We start from the raw sequence: 19885 nt of genomic DNA, 5'->3' as shown, positions 1-19885 counted from the left end.
CCTTCACTCGCACAATAAAAAATGACCCATCCAAGACACAACAAAAAGTCGTCGTTGAATAGGTCCCTGCTCACAAAATGTGATAACATCCTTTATTATGCAATTTTATCTGTTATCAGCTTGCTTACCTTAAATAATAACACCTGAAAACGTCTTAATTTTATCATTTCTTACTAATCTTGTCAAGCGCTTTCAATAAACTTATTCGCTTAATTGAAGATAATAGGACTGTTCTAGTTCTATCTGAGTTTGGATTTCTAGACTTTTAAAAACATTATCAACTTTTAGAATAATAAAAAAACGAGCCTATCGACTCGTTTTTTTATTAAGCTTTAGCAGCTTGGTAAAGTTCATTTACTTTATTCCAGTTAATAATTTCAAAGAAAGCTTTGATGTAGTTAGGACGAACATTACGATAGTTTAAGTAATAAGCATGCTCCCATACATCAAGTCCTAAAATAGGTTTCTTACCTTCCATAATTGGAGTATCTTGATTGGCAGTTGAAAGCACTTCAAGTTTGCCTTCAGCATTAACAACAAGCCAAGCCCAACCTGAACCAAAACGTCCTGTTGCTGCTGCTGTGAAAGCAGCTTTAAAGTCTTCAAATGAACCAAAAGTTGCATCAATGTCTTCAGATAACTCTTGTGAAATTTGAGTTTCTTCTGGTGACATCAATTCCCAGAAAAGAGCGTGGTTAAGATGTCCACCACCGTTATTGATGACTGCCTGACGAATATCTTCTGGAATTTGAGAAACATCAGCTAAGAGCGCCTCTAAGTCTTCTCCAATTTCAGGATGTTTCTCAAGAGCAGCATTTGCATTAGCAACATAAGTTGCATGGTGCTTATCATGATGTAGTGTCATTGTCTCAGCATCAATATGTGGCTCAAGCGCATCATATGCATAGGGTAAATCTGGTAAAATAATTGCCATGTCGAAATCCTCTTTTCATCTATTGTTACCCTTATTCTATAGGAATTTGGAACAGCTTTCAACTCTTTTGTTTCTTTAATTAGGGCTTTTTATGAGCAATTTTTAATAAGGCTAAATCAAAGAGATAATCCTTATCATAAGTCCCTCTTTTAATAGCATAGTCAGTCTCGATTAAAATCCTAATCGCTTCTTTTAAAAAAGCAAGGGGAAGGTTTCTAGAATCTCTGACAGCAAATTTTACTTGATAAGGGTTGATTTTACGTCCTATGTAATGGGATAGTTCAGAAACAATTTGACTCTCTGACTTTCCTTTACTAGCCAATATTTTAACTTGCAAAAACATCCGAAACTGTCCTAACATGATTGCAATCAATTTGATTTCGTCTTCGCCTTGTAGACGTAAATCTCTTACTAAATCACGCGCTAAATCTATCCTACCAAGTAAGACATCTTGAGTCAAATCAAATATATTATCTTGCAGGCTTTTAGGGATAGCCTCTCTAACATCATTAGACGAAATATGACCGTCTGTTTTATATGACTTTAAGAAAGCGATATTAGTTAAAGTATCACTAAAATCATAGTTAGACTTAATCAATAACTCATCAAAAACACCTGCTTCAAAAACTAATCCTTCTTGGTGAGCATATTTTTGAAAATACGTCTTTAAATCTGATTCTTTTAAAGTATTAGCCTCTAAAACACGAGCATCACGTTTCAATAACTTTACAAGTCGACGTTTTCCATCAAGTTTTCCTGGAGCACAAATAACAAGTCTCGTAGTATCTACAGGATTCTGCAAGTAGGCTTCCAAGCGCTTCATTGCTTGTTCATCTAAATAAGTTTTTTTATCAGTTGTAATATCTTGAAACTGATCAAAAATAACAACCTTGTAGTCTGATAAAAAAGGTAAACTTTCTAAGTCTAATTCCGCATTTTGATATTCTTCTTCACTTAAATCAAAATAAGAATAGGCTAAATCGTCTTTATTGAATCCAATTACCTGAAATAGCTTCTCTTTCATCTGAGCATATTGCCCTAAATCTTCTCCTGCTAAAACAGTTACTAACCCTAAATTATCTGGGGTAATTCTCCCAATTTCTTCAATCGCAATCATATTCCTTATTATACCATAAGGAAACTTTTCAAGGTGTCAAATAATACTTAAAATCATTCATCAACTCTATGAGAAATAATTCCAAATTGACAATCTCGGATAAAATGGTCATTATTCTCTTCTAATTCTTTTTGTAAATTGACATCTTCTAACCCCTGAAGGTCACTATATTTTTGTATTCTTTCTTTCATGATATTTAGTAGCCAAGATAGATCTGTACCAGTTTGTGACGTTTGAATGACATTTTCTGATACAAAATGGTCAACGATTAAGCCTGCTTCTAACATTAATTGCTCAAGTTGACTTCCAATATGAATGTGTCCTCCTTCCTTCTCAACAGTTTGCCAGATTAGTGATTGTATTTTATTCATATTTACAAAGCTAGGCTTAGCTAGTTCTAAACACATTGCATCACTTTCTTGAAAAACATAAAAACCATTTTGCTTTAACAAAGGTGTTAAACTTTCTATTACTTTCTTTGGATTTTTTTGATACATTAATACACGACGTCCAATAATAGCATCAAAACTTTTTGTTTCAAAGGAGGAAAGTGCTGCTAAATCTGCATTTTGATAACTAACATTAGCATAGCCATTATCATGTCTAGCTTGCCATAAAAGTTGCTCATTAATATCAATTCCTACAACATCACCTTCTTTACCAACGATATCAGCAGCCAAACGCGTTAATTCCCCACTACCACAACCAATATCCATAACTCTCATACCGGGCTGCAAAGCTTTTTTTAATAATGCTTTTGAAAAATCTTCTCTGTGAAACATAATAACACTCTCCTCTCTTCTATTTTAGCAAATTAAAGGTTCATACGTACTATCAGCAAAAAATTATAATAGGTTGAAATTTTATAGCATTATTTTCTTGTTTTCGTATCTACTTTATTATAGAATAACAACTAATCATTTTTAGCATGACGAGCTCAATTACAAAAGGATAATCATGAAAAACTATCGAAAACTTATTGTACTACTACTTCTAATCTTTTTTGCCATTTTTATGGGAGCATATGCTTACACGCATATTGTTGAAAAAAGATCCCTAACTAGCAATACTATTGAAAAAACTCTACCTGTGGTAAATCAGATTAAGCCTCAAACCATTAAAGAATACCAAAATTACTTAACTAAGGTAGCTAAACGTAATGTTCTTCCTGTAGACATTCCTCAGGCATTAAATAATGAAAAGGTAGAAATTACTGCTACTGATGGCATGCAAACATTCACTTGGAATGATAAAAATAATCCTAAGCAAAAGGTTATCTTCTATGTTCATGGAGGATCATATATCCATCAAGCTTCCGAATTACAATATATTTTTGTCAATAAACTAGCTAAAAAATTAGATGCAAAAGTTGTCTTTCCTATTTACCCTAAAGCTCCTACATATAATTATAGTGATGCTATCCCCAAAATTAAAAAATTATACCAAAATACATTAGCTAGCGTCACATCTCACAAACAGATTATCCTAGTAGGTGAAAGTGCAGGCGGAGGCCTTGCTTTAGGTATTGCTGATAACCTTGTCACGGAGCATATCAAACAACCAAAAGAAATTATTTTAATATCACCATGGTTAGATATTGCTACTAATAATCCAAAGATTGAAAAAGTTCAAAAAAAAGATCCCCTTCTTAAAGCTTGGCAATTACAACAAGTAGCTCCTTACTGGGCAAATGGAAAAAAGAATTTTAAAAATCCTCAAGTTAGTCCTCTTTACAGTAGCCAATTTAACAAGATGGCTCCAATATCATTTTTTATAGGAACGCACGATATTTTCTACCCCGATAATCAATTATTACATCAAAAATTAGCAAAAGAAAACATTAAACACCACTATATCGTTGGTCAAAAAATGAACCACGTTTATCCAGTCTTACCGATTCCTGAAGCAGAGACTGCTTTCAAACAAATGCTTAAAATTATCAATCATTAAATAAAAAGGTTTCCAATCAAGTTTAGTTGGAAACCTTTTTTCTATTACTTTTGAATGACTAATTATCTTGAGATAAAAACTCTGAGAATAAAACTTCTTGACTAATCTTTTCAGCTAAAGCCTGTTTAAAAGCTAATTTCCCTAAATAATAGGATTTGTGGTCAATTGTTGGGAGTTTCAAAAGTTGCCCAACTAATAAACATTCCTGACCAATAATATAAGGACATTTTTTCCTACTTTCTTCATAACCTTTTATTAGCCCTGCCGCAACTTCATCACTTGTAGCTAATATACCATCTATACTAACTTCTTTTACCAATTGATAAGATAAATTTAGTCCATCATTAAAGTCATGAACATTCCCAACTACCATATATGGAGAGGATAGTTGCCCATAGACCTCTTGATAAGCTAATAATGCGGATTGATAGGTAGCAGAGGATTCATTATTCCTTGAAAATAATAAAACTAAGTGCTCCAAACCTCGTAACTTCATATCAGAAAATGCCTCTAGAAATGAAGAATAGCGATCAAGGTAAGCAGAGGATAGATGATTATATTCCTGCAATTTTTCACAAACTACTATTCGTCCATATTTTGCATAAGTTTCAATAATGTCGAGGCTAATTGCTCTTGAAGTGAATATTAAAGCATCAATAGCTTCCATCTTGAGCTGTTTCAAGTAGGAAAGTTCTAATTCTTGGTTGTAATCCGAAGGCATCACAACAAGTTGATAGTCGGTAGTTTTAGCAGCATCTAATAGGCCATTTATTAATTGTGTAAAATAAGGATGGCGCGTGTGGGGAATGACGACACCTATTTTTTGTGTTTTGCCTCGACTTAAATCCCGCGCTAGTTGATTTGGTATATAATCCAATTCGGTGATAAGAGCCATTACTTTTTGTCGCGTCTCATCAGAAACATGTGGGTGATGATTGATAACACGGGAAACCGTTGATTTAGCAACACCTGCCTTTTTAGCTATATCACTAATACTTGTCATTATAAGGCTCCTACTTTAAAAATTTTTGAATCCCATATCCCACTCCGTCTTCATCATTAGACTTAGTTAGTTGATATGCTATCGCTTTGATATCATCAAAAGCATTATCCATAACAATAGGGTAACCTACCATTTCAAGCATAGGCAAATCATTATGTCCATCTCCAAATGCAGCCGTTTCTTCTCTAGCTAACTGCTCTTTTTGAAGGATGTAAGCAATTCCTTTAGATTTTTTGGCTAAGAGATGTGTAATTTCAAGATACGCTTTACCTGAACGTTGAATAGTGATTTCTGGTAACTCCAAACTTTGAAGATATTTTTCTAATTCTAGCATATTTGCTTCATCGAAAGTAATCATCATAATTTTAAAAGTATTTGTGTGACCTTCTAAAAACTGATCCTCATTATGAATAAACGTTGGGCATTGTTGAGTTAAACTATGTTCGTATCGGATTCCTTCATCTATTTTATCACAATACCAGTTATTAAGATCGTAATAAGATAAACTAACTTGAGGAAAATGGAACCGTATTCCTCTTAGCAATTGTTTTACTGTGCTTTTTTTAATGATTTGTGTATGAATAGGTAGAACTTGATTATTATCTCCTATTCTATAAATCAATCCTCCATTAAAAGCAACTTGGACTCCTCCTAATTGAAGTGCATCTACGGCATCCTTCATTTCCATAGGTGCCCTAGCAGACACTAAAGTTACTGGAATCGCTGCCTCACGTATTAAGGTAGCGTTACTTTTACTCACTTGTCCTTCACTATTTAATAGTGTACCATCCATGTCACAAAAAATACGTTTGATAGTCATAAAAAATACCTCTCTTCTTCTGAAATCAGTATAAATGCTGGAACCCGTTCCATGTCAAGCTTAAAATTACTGAATCCTTGCGAAAAATAGATTGTATTTAACAGATACGCAATCATTTTAATAAATCAACGAACTGTCTGAATATGCCACTTCCACCATCCTGTTAGCCTAATTGTACCTGATTGATCCGTTCGGAAAATCTTGCTTTTAATCTTTTGGAACCTTTGTAAAGTCTCTTGATGAGGATGCTGGTAACGATTATTTTTACCAGCTGACACTAGAACCACACTAGGAGACAACTTTTTCAGAAAGGATAGACTTGATGAGCCCTTAGAACCATGATGTCCTGCTTTAAGGATATCTACTGATAAATTAGGATAAGCTTCTAATAACTGCTTTTCTCCCTCTTCCTCCAAATCACCGGTAAATAAGAAGCCTTTTCCTAATAAATGTCCATATAAAACAATTGAATCATTATTTTTTCCATCACCCTTGTGCCATGGGTAAAGTACTTGTAAATAACTTCCCATGACAGAAAGTTTATCACCAGCTTCTATAGATTTTACAGCTACTCCTATCTTTGATAAACGCTTAACGTACTGCGAATTCGTTAAAGAACCTGAACTTGTAATCAAACGTGCAACTTTAAAATGCTTTGAGATAACTTCCATATCCCCCATATGATCTGTATCGGTATGAGTTATCACTAAATTATCTATCTTGCTAATACCTCTGCTTTTCAAGTAAGGAATGAGCGTTCTCTCAGCATTAGACTGGTTTACTTTTTGTTTCCATTCTTCAGGCTGTTCAAATCTCACCCTTCCCCCAGTATCAATTAAAATTGTTTTTCCTAACCAATCCCTCACTAAAATACTATCTCCTTGTCCAACATCTAAAATCGCAACCTCGTTAGTAATTGGATTCTTAGTGATAAAAAACAAGGTAAAGATAATAAGAAGGGAGCAATAACGAAAACATTTAGAATGATAATAATCATAAAGTAATCCCAAAATTATAATCATGACTATTAAAAGAAAAAGGCTGGGCTTTCCAAAAATAAGTGGTCTTGGAAACAGTTGCCCAGTCCATTTTAATAATACTTCTAGGATTTCAAACAAACTATTAATACAACTTAATTTAACGAACGGTGATAAGACAAATATAACAGTTAATAAAGGCAAAAATATAATATCAAATGCAAAAGATAAAAGTGCTGTTAATATAATTGATATTGGTTGAAAACCCGAAAAATAGTAGGTTAGTATGGGAAGAATTCCTACAGAGACTGTCAAAGATTCGATAGCTACTTTTTTTATACTCGAAAAATGATCAAAGGAGGTCATCGTAAGTATAAAAGCATAAGCAAAGCTAAGAACTCCTCCCGTAGTCAAAAGTGAGTGGGGGAGAGAGATAAGACAAATTAACAAGCAGAGAGCAAAGTTCTCATCTTTCTTGACACCGCTATGTGATAATAAAGATTGAATAAGTGCCCTAACGACTGAGATACTAAAGCCTGTTAAACCAGCATAAATTAGCGAGAATGGTATTTGAAGTAACCAAACATGGTCTAGACGTAAGCCAATACGTAGACAGATATAACGAAAAATACCGAGAAAAAAACCTACTTGCATACCTGACAAAGCAAATAAATGTATAATACCTAGACTACTATATAAATCGGACATGTCATCAAAGGTCTTATCTAGATATCCAAACAAAAGCCCTGACATATAGTGACGCATAGGATTTGGAAAAGTTTGACTAATAACAATTGCACTTCTACGCCACTTAAACATAAGATCAAAGAAAGACCTATGTTGAAATAAGCGTATCTGTTTTATCTTTGTCACTTTGGCGATACGATAAATTCCATGTCTTTTTAAATACTGACGATAATCAAAGCCATTAAAATGCCTTCTCTCCTCTGCTTCTTCAAGTTTGATATCTGCAATTATCATTATATTATTATCAAGATTTTGAAAATAATCTTTCTCACTTTTATTTTTTAATGTGTAAAAAGCTTGATAAGTGTTACCTGAAGCATCTGCCTGGAATGATAAAACATCACCATTGATAGAAATAGTATCAATACGCACTTTAATCTGGCTAATATGATTCGGTACTCTTTGATATTGGACATTCATATTGTGATTTTGCCATAAAAAATAAAATAAGAAAAAAATTACTATTGTTATTGTTTTAAAAATAGTTTCACGATCATATTGATAAATCAGAAAAATAAAAGTAAATAAAAGAAAGGCACAACCAAGCATTGTCCAAGAAAACACTAGTAAGTAAATTTGGAAGACCAACAATGCTAAATAAATAGGTTTTAGAGGAAAATACTTAGTCAAGTGTAACATCTTGACGTAATTTTTCTAGTGTTTTCTCACCAATACCTGATACATTTTTGAGGTCATCAATAGTTTTAAAACCACCTTGACTATCACGATAATCTAAAATATCTTGAGCTCTTTTAGCTCCAACGCCTGATATGGTCTGAAGACTTGATAAATCTGCTTTATTAAGATTAATTTTCCCCTTACTATTTCCCTGAGTAGCAATATTATTTGCTTTCTCCTCTTCCACAACAGTTATTTTTTCACCTTTTTGAGCAACATAGATAACCGTCTCATCTTGTAATTTCTGTGCTAGATTAACGGATTTACTATCAGCGAGATTGCTTAGTCCACCTGCACGCTTAATCGCATCTGTTACACGACTTTGAGAAGGCAAACTATAAACACCTGGATGATTGACTGCCCCTTTTACGTCAACCGTTACTTGATTAGATACTTTATCTTTGACGTGACTAATCATTGGTACCTTTTTTTCTGTTATAGTTGATACTTTTTTCTCTAAATTGATATTTAAATCGTCTTCTTTATGATGAGTGCCAAAATGATTTAAACCCAAAATTCCAAACAATAAGAGTCCTACAATAATTCCTGTTGTCTCCCATTTATGCGATTTAATTTTTTCCAATACTATTTCAAACATAAAAATATTCCTCCATTTACTTATTCGTAACTAAAGAGATTTTCCTATTAAAAACAAAAAAAACTATTTACTAAAAAGTAAATAGTTTCCATGTAACCCTTATTTTAGATGTTTTTGTGGATCCCACACAAAGCTTGCTAAATAACTAAAAATTAGAGTTAGGACAAGCAAGACAATAGCTATAATTGCTAAAGGTAGACGATAAATATAAGTCAATGGATTTAATTTCTTACCATCATCATAAGTTTCATTTTCTCTATCTAAACGATCAAATTCTTCCTGAATACGACGAGATACTTCTGCAATCCCTTCGGCATCCATACGCTTAATATCAGAAACATCAATAGGGTTACCAAAATTCATATCAACACGATGCCCCTTTAATAGATTTTTAAAAACCATAGGACCTCTATATGCTGCTGGCATAATTCTGACTTTTGCCATTTTTGCAATAACAGCTACGCCTCCTTTGACATCTTTGGAGTGGCGGCTTCCACTCGGAAACATCACCAAAGAACGGTTACTATTTTTCAGCATCTTTACAGGATATCGAATAGCGTCTTGCCCTGGCTTTTCACGATCAATAGGGAAAGCACCGCACATTTTAATCCACCAACCAAACAAACGATTCGTGAATAATTCTTTTTTGGCCATAAAAACAAACTGTTTGGGTCTAGCAGCAAAAGCCATGTACACAGGATCCCAAAATGTTCTGTGTGGAGCTACTAAAATATAATTTTCATCATCTTTTAACATTTTATCTTCATTATGATAGTGCGCATTACCATTAGCCACCCAAATCAAGAACATAACTAAAGTACGTAAGTAAGTATAGAACATGTTTCTCCTCTACCTTTCATCAAGTAACTTCTATTTTATCATGCTTCCTTTTTTTTAGAAAGAATTATCTTAAAATCAACCTCCACACTTTCAAAACTAGTGCTAGGAAGCTGTAATTTTGCTATAATAAGCCTATGATAGATACAATTTTAAAAGAAAATGAACGCATTGATCAGCTTTTTTCAACTGATGTCAAAATCATCCAAAACAAAGAAGTTTTTTCCTACTCCATAGATAGTGTTTTATTGTCTCGGTTCCCTAAACTTCCTTCTCGTGGTCTTATCGTTGACTTATGCAGTGGTAATGGTGCTGTCGGTTTGTTTGCCAGCACCAAAACAAGTGCGACAATTATAGAGATCGAACTACAAGAGCGCCTTGCGGATATGGCTAAGCGTTCAATTAAGCTCAATAAATTGGAAAAACAGGTTACTATGATTAATGATGATTTAAAAAATCTTCTTGATCATGTTCAACGTTCAAACGTTGATTTAATGCTTTGCAATCCACCTTATTTCAAAGCAAGCGAAACCTCTAAAAAAAATCTAAGCCCGCATTATCTCCTTGCAAGACATGAAATAACAACAAACCTTAGAGAGATTTGTCAAATTGCTCAACATGCTCTAAAAACAAAAGGACGTATCGCTATGGTACATCGTCCAGACCGTTTCCTTGAAATTATTGATACGATGCGTCAGTTCAATTTAGCACCTAAACGTATCCAATTTGTTTATCCAAAATTAGGAAAGGATGCTAATATGCTTTTAATTGAAGCTATTAAAGATGGCTCGACAGAAGGTATGAAAATACTTCCTCCTCTTGTTGTTCATCAAGATAATGGAGACTATACTGAGACTATTTTTGATATATATTTCGGGGAAAACGGAAAATCTCATGATTAAAGTTCCTGCTTATATGTATGTTTTAGAATGTTCAGATGGAACACTTTATACAGGTTATACTACAGATGTCAAGCGCCGTCTCAATACACACAATACCGGAAAAGGTGCTAAATATACTCGTGCGAGATTGCCAGTAAAACTTCTTTATTCTGAAGCTTTTAATAGCAAACAAGAAGCAATGAGGGCAGAAGCATTATTTAAACAAAAGACTCGGAAAGCAAAATTGACTTATATTAAACAACATAAAAATGAACAATAATACGATAATATACTAAGTGCAATGAGCCTGTCCTCGCTTCTTTAACTTTTAAATTTCAACCTCACTTTAATCTTTTGTCTTCATTCTTAAAGTTATAAGGCAATTTTACGGATATCACTATCTACGCTTTATCTTAAAAAATAAAAAAGGAGTCGCTCAGCAACTCCTTTTTCGTAATCCTCTTATTTATCGCCTTTGTTGCGAATAACAAATCCAGTTTGTTTTTCACTTGAAGTGTTTTTATGAGGTTTTTTATTTTCTTGACGACGATTATCTTTCTTGAACTTATCATCACGACGTTTAAAATCACGACGACCTCCACGATCATCACGGTCACGATTTCCACGACGATCACCACGATCATTGCGTCGACGATCGCCACCACGGCCATTACCTCGTCCACCTTTACCTTTAAAGCCACCACCTGATGGTTTAAATGGTAATGGTTTTTCACGTGTGATTTCAACTTCTGGTAACGATTCTGGATCCTGAACTGTTAAGCTTAAGACATAAAGAGCAAGTTCTTCTGGTGTATATTGAGTTGCTAATTCTAAAGCATCGGCTTTAAATTTATCAAATTTAGAAACTAATTCTTGATCCTCAAAGTCACGTGCAATACGTTTCAATGCAACTTTTTTCTTAGCCTGAAATGCTTCGCTTGCAGTAGCAGGCTTCATTCCAGTCATACGTTTTTTAGTTAAGTTTTCAATAATTGTCAAATATCCCATTTCGTTTGGTGAAACAAAAGTGATAGATTGACCAGATTTACCAGCACGACCAGTACGTCCAATACGGTGAACATAACTTTCTGGATCTTGGGGAATATCATAGTTGTAAACATGTGTAACGCCTGAAATATCTAAACCACGCGCAGCAACATCTGTGGCAACAAGAATATCAATATGGTCATTTTTAAAGTCTCTGATAACACGAAGACGTTTATTTTGATCTAAGTCTCCATGAATTCCTTCTGCTCGGAAACCACGTAATTTTAGACCACGAGTTAATTCATCTACACGACGTTTCGTACGTCCAAAGACAATTGACAATTCTGGTTGATCAACGTCCATCAAACGTGTCATAGTATCGAATTTTTCATTTTCCTTAACGCGAACATAATACTGATCAACATTCACATTAGTTAATTCAGTTGCTTTAATTTTAACATGCTCAGGATCTTTCATGAATTTAACCCCGATACGTTTGATTGGATCAGGCATTGTCGCTGAGAATAAAAGAGTTTGACGTGCTTCTGGTACACGACTAATGATTGCTTCAATGTCCTCTAAAAATCCCATGTTAAGCATTTCGTCTGCTTCATCAAGAATAAGAGTTTCGATGTGATTAAGTTTAAGTGCTTTACGTTTAATTAAATCAAGTAATCGACCTGGAGTTCCAACAACAACGTGTGCTCCTGAACGTAATGCCTTGATTTGTTTTTCAATACTTGACCCACCATAAACAGAGCGGACCTTAACACCTTTATCGCGTCCAAAACGGAACAATTCTTCTTGTGATTGTACTGCAAGTTCACGTGTAGGAGCAATAATAAGTGCTTGAATAGTATTATCTTCAGTATGAATTTTATTTAAAGTTGGTAACCCAAAAGCTGCAGTTTTTCCTGTACCTGTCTGCGCTTGACCAATGACATCTTTGCCTTCAAGAGCAAGTGGGATAGTCATTTCTTGGATTGGTGATGGCTCTACAAAGCCTGCTTTTTCTACCGCTGAAAGAATATCTTGCGATAAGTTAAGTTCTGTAAATTTCAAATGTTTCTCTTTTCTAAAAGACAGTGCGAAGCTGCCTTATGAACCTTTATTAGTTATCTTTTCTGACAACCTACTTAGTGTAACACAATTAAAAGTAAAAAGATATAAAATAAGGTCAATCTAATAAATAACACGCTTTCATAAATTGCTAGTTCTATTAGTTGCTTCAGAAAATAGAAAAAAGGCAATAAAAACCCTCCATCTATAAAGAAGGAGGGTTCATAGTTTATCTATCTAGAACGCAACGTCTGCTTCACTTGGAATCTCCTTAGTGATATAGTGACGAATCTCTTTACTTGTTAGTACTTCTTTAAGTACTTTTATTTTATCACTATTTTTATTATCTTCACGAGCTACCAAGGCACCTGCAAAACGGATATCTGGTTTTTTCTCATATAATAATCTATCCCTTTTAGGAACTAGATTGATTTTTGTCACATATCCAGGGAAATTAAAGACAAGGTCATATTCAAAATAGGCCTGATTGAGGTTAAGTAATGCTACAGGTTCAATTCGTAATTTTTTAGGGTTAGTAATAATATCTTCGATAGCCTTGGTCTTTTTGGACGTATTCTTTAAGGTGATAAGTTTCTTTTCTTGCAATAATAGCAGAGCTCTAGTCATATTGGCAGGATCAGACGGAATCGCTACCTTAGCACCGTCTTTAAGCTCGGCAATATTTTTCAAATGTTGACCATAAAAACCAGCCAATGAATGATAAATTGGTGTAATTGACACTAGATGACCATCATTTTCCTTATTAAAGATACTCATGAAAAATTCATGTTGTAAAAGGTTAGCATCATGTTCTTTGTTTTCTAAAGCAATGTTAGCCTGAATATAGTCAGAGACCATGACAACCTTTAAAGTATATCCTTTTTCTTTTACATTATCTTTAATCAAATCTAAAAAGGTAGATGTAGGTTTGCTGTAAGTTGCAACAGTAATCACCTTTTCTTTACTATTCTTATCTTTAATTTGCTTAGACGACATTGCTTGCTTAGACGACATTGCTTGCTTAGTACATGCCACTAAACATAAAGACATCATGATTAGACATGTTAGGGAAAGTAATTTTTTCATAGTTCCTCTTTTCTTTTATTTTCTTGAGTAGCGGTTTGCTATAAAATAGCCCAAACTCTGTAAGATAAACACATATATTATAAATAAGACAACAATCAAGTACATAACTGGGTAGTCATACTCTTGATAGCCAAAACGATAGGCATATTCACCCAAACCTCCTGCACCAATAACTCCCATTATTGTCGAGTAGCCAAGAATACTTATAGCCGTTGCAGTAAATGATAAAACAAGGTCAATCTTGATGGAGGGGATTAAAAAATAATAAATTATCTGTCTCTTGTTAGCCCCTAGACTGAGAGCTCGATCTACAACAACTTGAGGTATATTTAATAAAGCTTGTTCCACATAACGTGCATACAAACTGACTGAAACCAAAGTAAGAGGTAAGATTGCCGCTATCGTTCCAAATGAGGTCCCAAAAATTAATCGATTGAGAGGGATTAAGATAAAAATAAAAATAAGGAAAGGGACACTCCGTAACGTACCTAAAAATAAATTTAGTAGTTGATAGGCTAAAGAATGTTTAATCAAGTAAGACTTTCTCAATGAAAACAATAAAATACCTGTTGGAAAAGCAATTAGAAAACAAAGAATCAAGGTTAACCCTAACATTAAATTGGTTTCCCAAAATGATTTTAAGATACCTTCGCCATGTTTTTCAATAATGTCAATCATGTAACAAAAACTCCTTTACTTGATCTACGTAGTTTGACTTTAATTGATTCAGAGTTGCTTTCACTGGAACAACAGTATCTACAATAGTCTGGTGATCCAAAATCATTACACGATCACAATATTGTTTTAAAAGAGATAGGTGATGAGCAATCATCAAGATAGAGATACCATATTTTTCACGAAGATCAGACAACAAGTTAAATATCTCTTTTTCACTATTAGTATCTAAGGCAGAGCTGATCTCATCACATAGAATAAGTTTCGGTTTTTGCAAAACAGCCATAGCGATTGCAACTTTTTGTTGCTGCCCACCACTCAAACTATGGCATTTCACCTGTTTTAAATCCATCAAACCTAAAAAATCTAAGATATCATTAATTGCGTCATGATTTACTTTTTGATGATTTAATTTATAAACTAAAGCTAGATGATAATATACACTTTCTCCTGCTAACAAATTATGATTTTGAAAAATATAAGCAATATCTTTACGCATCTGACGTAACTTATTATCAGAAAAAGACTTCACTTCTTTTCCTTGATAATAAATATTTCCTTTATCATAAGGGATTAAGCCATTAATCATCTTCAAAATAGTACTCTTTCCAGTACCATTAGAACCAATCAGACCAACTATCTCGCCTTCTGCTATATTAAAAGAAATATCATCTAATCTAAACTGTGATTTTGGAAAAATTTTCCCAACACTCTTTAATTCTATTATCATTATTTAATACTCCTCAAAAAAATATCTTATCAAAAAAATACAGCGTTTTCAAAATATATGCTTGAGGCCTACTATACTTCAAAATAAAAGCAGTGATAAAAATCACTACTTTTATTTTGAAAATGAGAATTTAGCACTATTAAAAGTTATAATTAAAACAAATAACTCTTAGTAGCAGCACTTGCTAAATTGTTTATTTTAAAACAGCTATCGCCAAAGCTTTCTGTATACTCACTATGTTACGGTCGTTCTTAAACTGAAGTACTTCTGCTGGTTCTATTGCTGATGATATCCAAATCTTTAACTCAGCATCTAAATCAAAATGACCACTAGTTTCCACTGTAAAACGTGATATAGAAGCATAAGGTATAGAATTATAAGAAACCTTTTTACCTGTCACCCCCTGTTTATCGACTAAAATTAAACGATAATTAGTAAAAACAATCAAATCACGAATTAAAGTATAAGCTAAATCAACCTGTTCACCTGGAATCAGAATATCAGATAACTGATTCTCGACTTTATCGGTATCCACTTGTGAAGCATTTCCCATTAATCCCGAAAAAATTCCCATGTTAATCTCCAATCTTTTCTATGTATTATAACTATTTTAGTCTAAAAAACTTAAAAAGTCACTCAAATTTGAGTGACTTTAAATTTTACATTTTTTCTTCAAGCTTCACATCAGGATACTTATCAGCAAACCAGCGAAGTGCAAAATCATTTTCAAATAGGAAAACTGGTTGGTCAAAACGATCTTTTGCTAAAATATTTCGGCTTGAGGACATGCGTTCGTCTAAATCGTCTGAGTTAATCCAACGTACAGTCTTTTTACCCATTGGTGTCATAACAACTTCAGCATTGTATTCACCTTCCATACGATGTTTAAAAACTTCAAACTGAAGTTGACCCACAGCACCCAGCATGTATTCGCCTGTCTGATAATTCTTATAAAGCTGGATTGCTCCTTCTTGTACTAATTGCTCAATACCCTTGTGGAATGATTTCTGCTTCATAACATTTTTTGCTGATACTTTCATAAATAATTCTGGGGTAAAAGTTGGTAATGGTTCAAATTCAAATTTATTTTTCCCAACCGTTAAGGTATCCCCAACTTGATAAGTTCCTGTATCATAAACCCCGATAATATCCCCAGCAACAGCATTCGTCACATTTTCTCGTGATTCTGCCATAAATTGAGTAACATTGGAGAGCTTAGCGCCTTTACCAGTGCGTGTCAAATTAACTCCCATGCCGCGCTCAAATTCACCAGAAACAATACGAACAAAAGCAATACGGTCGCGATGACGTGGGTCCATGTTAGCTTGAATTTTAAAGACAAAACCTGAAAAATCTTTAGCTAAGGGGTCAATAACATTACCTTCTGTAGTCTTGTGACCATGAGGTTCTGGAGCAAACTCCAAGAAAGTATCAAGAAAAGTCTGAACTCCAAAGTTCGTAAGGGCAGAGCCAAAGAATACTGGAGTTAGGTCACCATCAAGAATAGCTTGTTCTGAAAAGTCATTACCTGCTTCTTGAAGAAGTTCAATATCTTCTTTGACTTGTTCATAAAATGGATTATTGGCAAACAGCTGATCACCGTCTTCAATACTTGCAAAACGCTCGTCTCCTTTATAGAGTTCTAAACGTTTATTATGTAAATCATAAAGCCCTTCAAATGATTTCCCCATACCAATTGGCCAATTCATTGGATAAGAAGCAATACCTAGTACTTCTTCTAACTCTTCAAGCAAATCCAGTGGCTCACGTCCATCACGGTCCAATTTATTAATAAACGTAAAAACCGGAATATTACGATGCTTAACAACTTCAAAAAGTTTTTTAGTTTGAGCCTCAATACCTTTAGCCGAATCTACAACCATGACAGCTGCATCCACAGCCATTAAGGTCCGGTATGTATCTTCCGAGAAATCCTCATGTCCAGGTGTATCCAAAATATTAACACGTTTACCCGCGTAATCAAATTGCATAACAGATGAAGTAACAGAGATACCCCGTTGCTTTTCAATATCCATCCAGTCGGACTTTGCAAAAGTACCTGATTTTTTCCCTTTTACTGTCCCTGCTTCTCTAATTTCACCACCAAAATATAATAATTGCTCAGTAATAGTCGTCTTACCAGCATCCGGGTGAGAGATGATGGCAAAAGTACGGCGTTTTTTGATTTCGTCTTGTAATGTCATATTCAATCCTTAGCTTTTATCCATTTCTTAGTATTAGTTTCAGTAGTCTCAACTGAAACAATAATCTTGTCTATAGCTTTATTATTATAGCGAATTTAACAACATTCTTCAAGTTCAATCTATTTCCGAAGAAAGAAGAGAAGCCTGTGTCTAAAGACCCAAGCTTCTAAAATAAATTATTTTGATCGTGATTTTTTAAAGAAGCCTAACATAATCGCTAACCCTGTTACAATAAAACCAACCAAAGTTAAAATACTAATGGCTTGATCACCAGTTTTAGGCAATTTTTTAGCTAAGGCTGTCATAGCTTTTGGCTTAGCACCTATAGCCTTAACACTTGACTTCAAACTAGAAGGTTGACTTTTCGTAAACTTCTTAGGGGAATCGTCCTTTTTATTTTTAATTGGTGCTGTTGGTTTCGAAGTAGGTGGTACTGGTTTTGGAGTATCTAAGAGCTCCTTTTCCTTCTCTTGGTTCATTTCTTTATCCAATTTATCAGGAGTAACAGGTTTTTCTTTCTTAATTTGTTTATCTGTTAGAAAAACACTGACATCACTACCAACAAGGGCAGTTTTAGGCATCTCAATACCATTTACAAAAATATTGTATAACGTTCCTCCCATTAATTTATTGGCGAACCTTGCTTTGCCATCTTTTTCAGTCAAACCTTTTGCAACAATTGTCCCATTTGAATTAGTTAATGTCACTTCTTGGTTTGCTATAGTATTTCCATTAGCATCGTAAATAGTTACAACCGCTGCTTCTGCACTAAATTGAGGTGCTTTGGTACCTTTACCATCTACATAGAATGCAGCCGCTTTATGAGAGCCTGCTACATCAGTTCGAAGAGTATAGCCCTTTGATTTTCCATCAATTGAAACACTGATATTTCTTGATAATGGTAGGTTGGTAAAGATAGCTTGTCCATTATCATTCGTTTTTAAAGAAGCAAGCGCTACTGCTTTACCATCAGTAATATCAGTCAACGTTACTTCTTTTCCCTTAACAACAAGTCCATCTTTATCTAAAGCAGTGACTGTAAAGGTAAAATAATCTTTTTTAGGTGCAACATTAACATATGCACTTCTTGATTCTCCAGGTACAATATCACCAATTTTTTCCCATCAACAAAATATTGGTAGAATGTTCCATCTAGTAAACGATCAGTAAAGCGAGTTAATCCATTGTCACCAGAAACCAAGCTAGCAATCTCACGACCAGCATGTGTTTTTAAGGTAACTGTCCTGCCTGAAACAGGTTCAGCATTTTGGTCTCTCACTGTAATGTCTATGGTTTTTTTTGAATACGTTGGCTCATTTGTCCCTACTCCTGTTGCTGTAAAACTAGCTGCTTTACTAGAGCCTGCTACGTCAGTTCGAATAGTATATCCTTTTACTTGTCCATCAACAGACACACTAAGGTTACGTTTTATAGGGAGATTATTAAAAATAGCTTGTCCGGCATCATTCGTTTTTACACTTGCAATAATTTTAGGCTGACCAGTTGTCACCTCTGACAAAGTTACCAATTTTCCCGGCAAGACACGCGTCTGACTATCTACAACGGTTGCTACAAAACGGAAACCTTGTTGTGCACTTGCTGCCATTACTGGTGTCTCAGCTTTAGCGTTCACAGGTAATTGAGACGTTAATACAATACCTGATAATGCCGCTACAGTTACCAAACCTAATTTGGTATTGAATGATTTATTCATTACTATTTTCCTCCAGAAAAAATATATTTCAAAAAATAATTAACCGGTTAAGTTTTTATTACGTACTATATCTTAGCAGATTAATAATTAGCGGTCAATCATAAAAATAGCTAAAAATGAAAAACATTATCCAGCTATTTATTTTTTAATAGCTAGATAATATAATAATATTAAAATAATTAAGATTCTTCTGTTTTAAAACTAGCTCTCATTCTCACTTTTTGGAAAATTTGTTTAACAAATAGGACGAGAAAACTTAATAGAGTTGTCACTATCAAAAGGTTTAAAAAGGGATTTGTTATTCCTAGTATTGGTGTCTTCATCATAAAGCCATAATTTCCCCCAGTCAAGAGGTTAATAAAAATCAAAGACATATTAATGAGAAGCGTTAGTTGTATAATCAATTTTGGATTTAATTTGTCCAAATTGGACTGTGTCATCAGATGTAGTAAACTAAGGACAAATAAAGCAAAATGTCCAATAAAGAAGAAAATATTAGTCACATGTAGAAACTGGTAAGGGTAAAAGTCTGGGTGAATCATTGCCAATACTCCACCTACTACTCCTAACAATGCGAAATAATCCTTTAATATTCTAGGCCTCGCTAAGAGAACGACAAACATGCCTATTCGACAATGGTAAAGGGGAAGACTTTCAGATAAAGGCAATTTTGCCCAGAAAAACCAAGTATAAATCGTAATTAACTGAAGTCCTAAAAGGATACTCCAAATAGTTTTATACAAAGGCTTATCTCTATTAACCAAAGTCAGCCACATCAGAAAAGGTAAGACAGATAAAATCAAACTATGGATAAGTAAAGGCATCTGCGGAATCTCTGTTCTGATATTAGAAAAGAATTCTATCATTTTAGTATTATCTTTCTATCAT

At 34.0% G+C, this 19885-nt stretch carries 18 protein-coding genes and 1 pseudogene; 3 read left to right on the top strand and 16 right to left on the bottom strand.

The features are described 5' to 3' along the window. Positions 1–325: 325 nt before the first annotated feature. From sodA to A6J68_RS05530, 3 genes are all read right to left on the bottom strand, one after another. On the bottom strand, positions 326–934 hold the full coding sequence (gene sodA, locus A6J68_RS05540; protein WP_000974717.1) for a superoxide dismutase SodA: 609 nt from the start codon (positions 932–934) through the stop codon (positions 326–328). Positions 935–1013: 79 nt separating this feature from the next. Beyond that, entirely contained in the window at positions 1014–2051 is a 1038-nt protein-coding gene (holA, locus tag A6J68_RS05535; RefSeq protein WP_000560298.1) for a DNA polymerase III subunit delta, read from the bottom strand. Between the two features lie 53 nt (positions 2052–2104). After that, positions 2105–2833, bottom strand: coding sequence for a methyltransferase domain-containing protein (locus A6J68_RS05530; protein WP_000468967.1), 729 nt, complete (start codon positions 2831–2833; stop codon positions 2105–2107). A gap of 175 nt (positions 2834–3008) precedes the next feature. Between A6J68_RS05530 and A6J68_RS05525 the strand changes: the two genes are divergently transcribed. After that, positions 3009–4001 carry an alpha/beta hydrolase fold domain-containing protein gene (locus tag A6J68_RS05525; protein ID WP_000800989.1) on the top strand — a complete coding sequence of 331 codons (993 nt, stop codon included), beginning with the start codon at positions 3009–3011 and terminating at the stop codon, positions 3999–4001. Positions 4002–4059: 58 nt separating this feature from the next. Here the strand turns inward: A6J68_RS05525 and A6J68_RS05520 are convergent, their stop codons facing one another. The 5 genes from A6J68_RS05520 to A6J68_RS05500 all read right to left on the bottom strand — a co-directional run bounded on the left by A6J68_RS05520 (position 4060) and on the right by A6J68_RS05500 (position 9664). Continuing rightward, positions 4060–5004: a LacI family DNA-binding transcriptional regulator gene (locus tag A6J68_RS05520; protein ID WP_000200834.1), complete on the bottom strand. Its 945-nt coding sequence runs from the start codon at positions 5002–5004 to the stop codon at positions 4060–4062. Positions 5005–5014: 10 nt separating this feature from the next. Further along, entirely contained in the window at positions 5015–5824 is an 810-nt protein-coding gene (locus A6J68_RS05515) for a Cof-type HAD-IIB family hydrolase (protein WP_000153219.1), read from the bottom strand. Between the two features lie 125 nt (positions 5825–5949). Then, positions 5950–8187, bottom strand: a complete 2238-nt coding sequence (locus A6J68_RS05510) for a DNA internalization-related competence protein ComEC/Rec2 (RefSeq protein WP_000902956.1) — start codon at positions 8185–8187, stop codon at positions 5950–5952. Then, positions 8171–8824 (bottom strand): helix-hairpin-helix domain-containing protein, encoded by a 654-nt coding sequence (locus A6J68_RS05505; RefSeq protein WP_000461741.1) that lies wholly within the window; start codon positions 8822–8824, stop codon positions 8171–8173. Before A6J68_RS05505 ends, A6J68_RS05510 begins: the two co-directional genes overlap by 17 nt. A 99-nt stretch (positions 8825–8923) precedes the next feature. Beyond that, positions 8924–9664 (bottom strand): lysophospholipid acyltransferase family protein, encoded by a 741-nt coding sequence (locus tag A6J68_RS05500; RefSeq protein ID WP_000500222.1) that lies wholly within the window; start codon positions 9662–9664, stop codon positions 8924–8926. A gap of 134 nt (positions 9665–9798) precedes the next feature. On the opposite strand from A6J68_RS05500, the gene A6J68_RS05495 reads away from it, so the two are divergent. Further along, positions 9799–10563 carry a tRNA1(Val) (adenine(37)-N6)-methyltransferase gene (locus A6J68_RS05495; protein ID WP_000567428.1) on the top strand — a complete coding sequence of 255 codons (765 nt, stop codon included), beginning with the start codon at positions 9799–9801 and terminating at the stop codon, positions 10561–10563. Next, positions 10556–10822 carry a GIY-YIG nuclease family protein gene (locus tag A6J68_RS05490; protein ID WP_000598735.1) on the top strand — a complete coding sequence of 89 codons (267 nt, stop codon included), beginning with the start codon at positions 10556–10558 and terminating at the stop codon, positions 10820–10822. The genes A6J68_RS05495 and A6J68_RS05490 overlap by 8 nt, the downstream gene beginning before the upstream one ends. A gap of 182 nt (positions 10823–11004) precedes the next feature. On the opposite strand, the gene A6J68_RS05485 is transcribed toward A6J68_RS05490, so the two are convergent. The 8 genes and pseudogenes from A6J68_RS05485 to A6J68_RS05450 form a co-directional block, all read right to left on the bottom strand. After that, positions 11005–12591 carry a DEAD/DEAH box helicase gene (locus A6J68_RS05485; RefSeq protein ID WP_000673086.1) on the bottom strand — a complete coding sequence of 529 codons (1587 nt, stop codon included), beginning with the start codon at positions 12589–12591 and terminating at the stop codon, positions 11005–11007. Positions 12592–12825: 234 nt separating this feature from the next. Then, positions 12826–13674 (bottom strand): MetQ/NlpA family ABC transporter substrate-binding protein, encoded by an 849-nt coding sequence (locus tag A6J68_RS05480; RefSeq protein WP_000735508.1) that lies wholly within the window; start codon positions 13672–13674, stop codon positions 12826–12828. A 15-nt stretch (positions 13675–13689) separates the two neighbouring features. Further along, positions 13690–14352, bottom strand: coding sequence for a methionine ABC transporter permease (locus A6J68_RS05475; protein WP_000565395.1), 663 nt, complete (start codon positions 14350–14352; stop codon positions 13690–13692). Continuing rightward, on the bottom strand, positions 14345–15079 hold the full coding sequence (locus A6J68_RS05470; RefSeq protein ID WP_000582849.1) for an ATP-binding cassette domain-containing protein: 735 nt from the start codon (positions 15077–15079) through the stop codon (positions 14345–14347). Before A6J68_RS05470 ends, A6J68_RS05475 begins: the two co-directional genes overlap by 8 nt. Positions 15080–15272: 193 nt before the next feature. After that, positions 15273–15653, bottom strand: coding sequence for a PH domain-containing protein (locus tag A6J68_RS05465; protein ID WP_000510902.1), 381 nt, complete (start codon positions 15651–15653; stop codon positions 15273–15275). Between the two features lie 85 nt (positions 15654–15738). Then, a complete protein-coding gene (locus A6J68_RS05460; protein WP_000174832.1) occupies positions 15739–17283 on the bottom strand; it encodes a peptide chain release factor 3 in 1545 nt (514 codons plus the stop codon). 176 nt (positions 17284–17459) lie between these two features. Continuing rightward, positions 17460–18997: pseudogene (locus tag A6J68_RS05455) on the bottom strand (LPXTG cell wall anchor domain-containing protein). Positions 18998–19176: 179 nt separating this feature from the next. Then, positions 19177–19863 (bottom strand): YwaF family protein, encoded by a 687-nt coding sequence (locus A6J68_RS05450; protein WP_000569012.1) that lies wholly within the window; start codon positions 19861–19863, stop codon positions 19177–19179. Positions 19864–19885 lie beyond the last annotated feature (22 nt).

Source organism: Streptococcus sp. 'group B', assembly GCF_002073795.1.
Taxonomy (GTDB): domain Bacteria; phylum Bacillota; class Bacilli; order Lactobacillales; family Streptococcaceae; genus Streptococcus; species Streptococcus agalactiae.
The sequence above is the reverse complement of the archived record's forward strand: the minus strand, read 5'-3'. Positions and strand labels throughout refer to the sequence as shown.

Bases quoted from the DNA above. Each gene is read 5' to 3' on its own strand.
- sodA (WP_000974717.1), bottom strand. From the start codon at position 934: ATGGCAATTATTTTACCAGATTTACCCTATGCATATGATGCGCTTGAG.
- holA (WP_000560298.1), bottom strand. From the start codon at position 2,051: ATGATTGCGATTGAAGAAATTGGGAGAATTACCCCAGATAATTTAGGG.
- A6J68_RS05530 (WP_000468967.1), bottom strand. From the start codon at position 2,833: ATGTTTCACAGAGAAGATTTTTCAAAAGCATTATTAAAAAAAGCTTTG.
- A6J68_RS05525 (WP_000800989.1), top strand. From the start codon at position 3,009: ATGAAAAACTATCGAAAACTTATTGTACTACTACTTCTAATCTTTTTT.
- A6J68_RS05520 (WP_000200834.1), bottom strand. From the start codon at position 5,004: ATGACAAGTATTAGTGATATAGCTAAAAAGGCAGGTGTTGCTAAATCA.
- A6J68_RS05515 (WP_000153219.1), bottom strand. From the start codon at position 5,824: ATGACTATCAAACGTATTTTTTGTGACATGGATGGTACACTATTAAAT.
- A6J68_RS05510 (WP_000902956.1), bottom strand. From the start codon at position 8,187: ATGTTACACTTGACTAAGTATTTTCCTCTAAAACCTATTTATTTAGCA.
- A6J68_RS05505 (WP_000461741.1), bottom strand. From the start codon at position 8,824: ATGTTTGAAATAGTATTGGAAAAAATTAAATCGCATAAATGGGAGACA.
- A6J68_RS05500 (WP_000500222.1), bottom strand. From the start codon at position 9,664: ATGTTCTATACTTACTTACGTACTTTAGTTATGTTCTTGATTTGGGTG.
- A6J68_RS05495 (WP_000567428.1), top strand. From the start codon at position 9,799: ATGATAGATACAATTTTAAAAGAAAATGAACGCATTGATCAGCTTTTT.
- A6J68_RS05490 (WP_000598735.1), top strand. From the start codon at position 10,556: ATGATTAAAGTTCCTGCTTATATGTATGTTTTAGAATGTTCAGATGGA.
- A6J68_RS05480 (WP_000735508.1), bottom strand. From the start codon at position 13,674: ATGAAAAAATTACTTTCCCTAACATGTCTAATCATGATGTCTTTATGT.
- A6J68_RS05475 (WP_000565395.1), bottom strand. From the start codon at position 14,352: ATGATTGACATTATTGAAAAACATGGCGAAGGTATCTTAAAATCATTT.
- A6J68_RS05470 (WP_000582849.1), bottom strand. From the start codon at position 15,079: ATGATAATAGAATTAAAGAGTGTTGGGAAAATTTTTCCAAAATCACAG.
- A6J68_RS05465 (WP_000510902.1), bottom strand. From the start codon at position 15,653: ATGGGAATTTTTTCGGGATTAATGGGAAATGCTTCACAAGTGGATACC.
- A6J68_RS05460 (WP_000174832.1), bottom strand. From the start codon at position 17,283: ATGACATTACAAGACGAAATCAAAAAACGCCGTACTTTTGCCATCATC.
- A6J68_RS05450 (WP_000569012.1), bottom strand. From the start codon at position 19,863: ATGATAGAATTCTTTTCTAATATCAGAACAGAGATTCCGCAGATGCCT.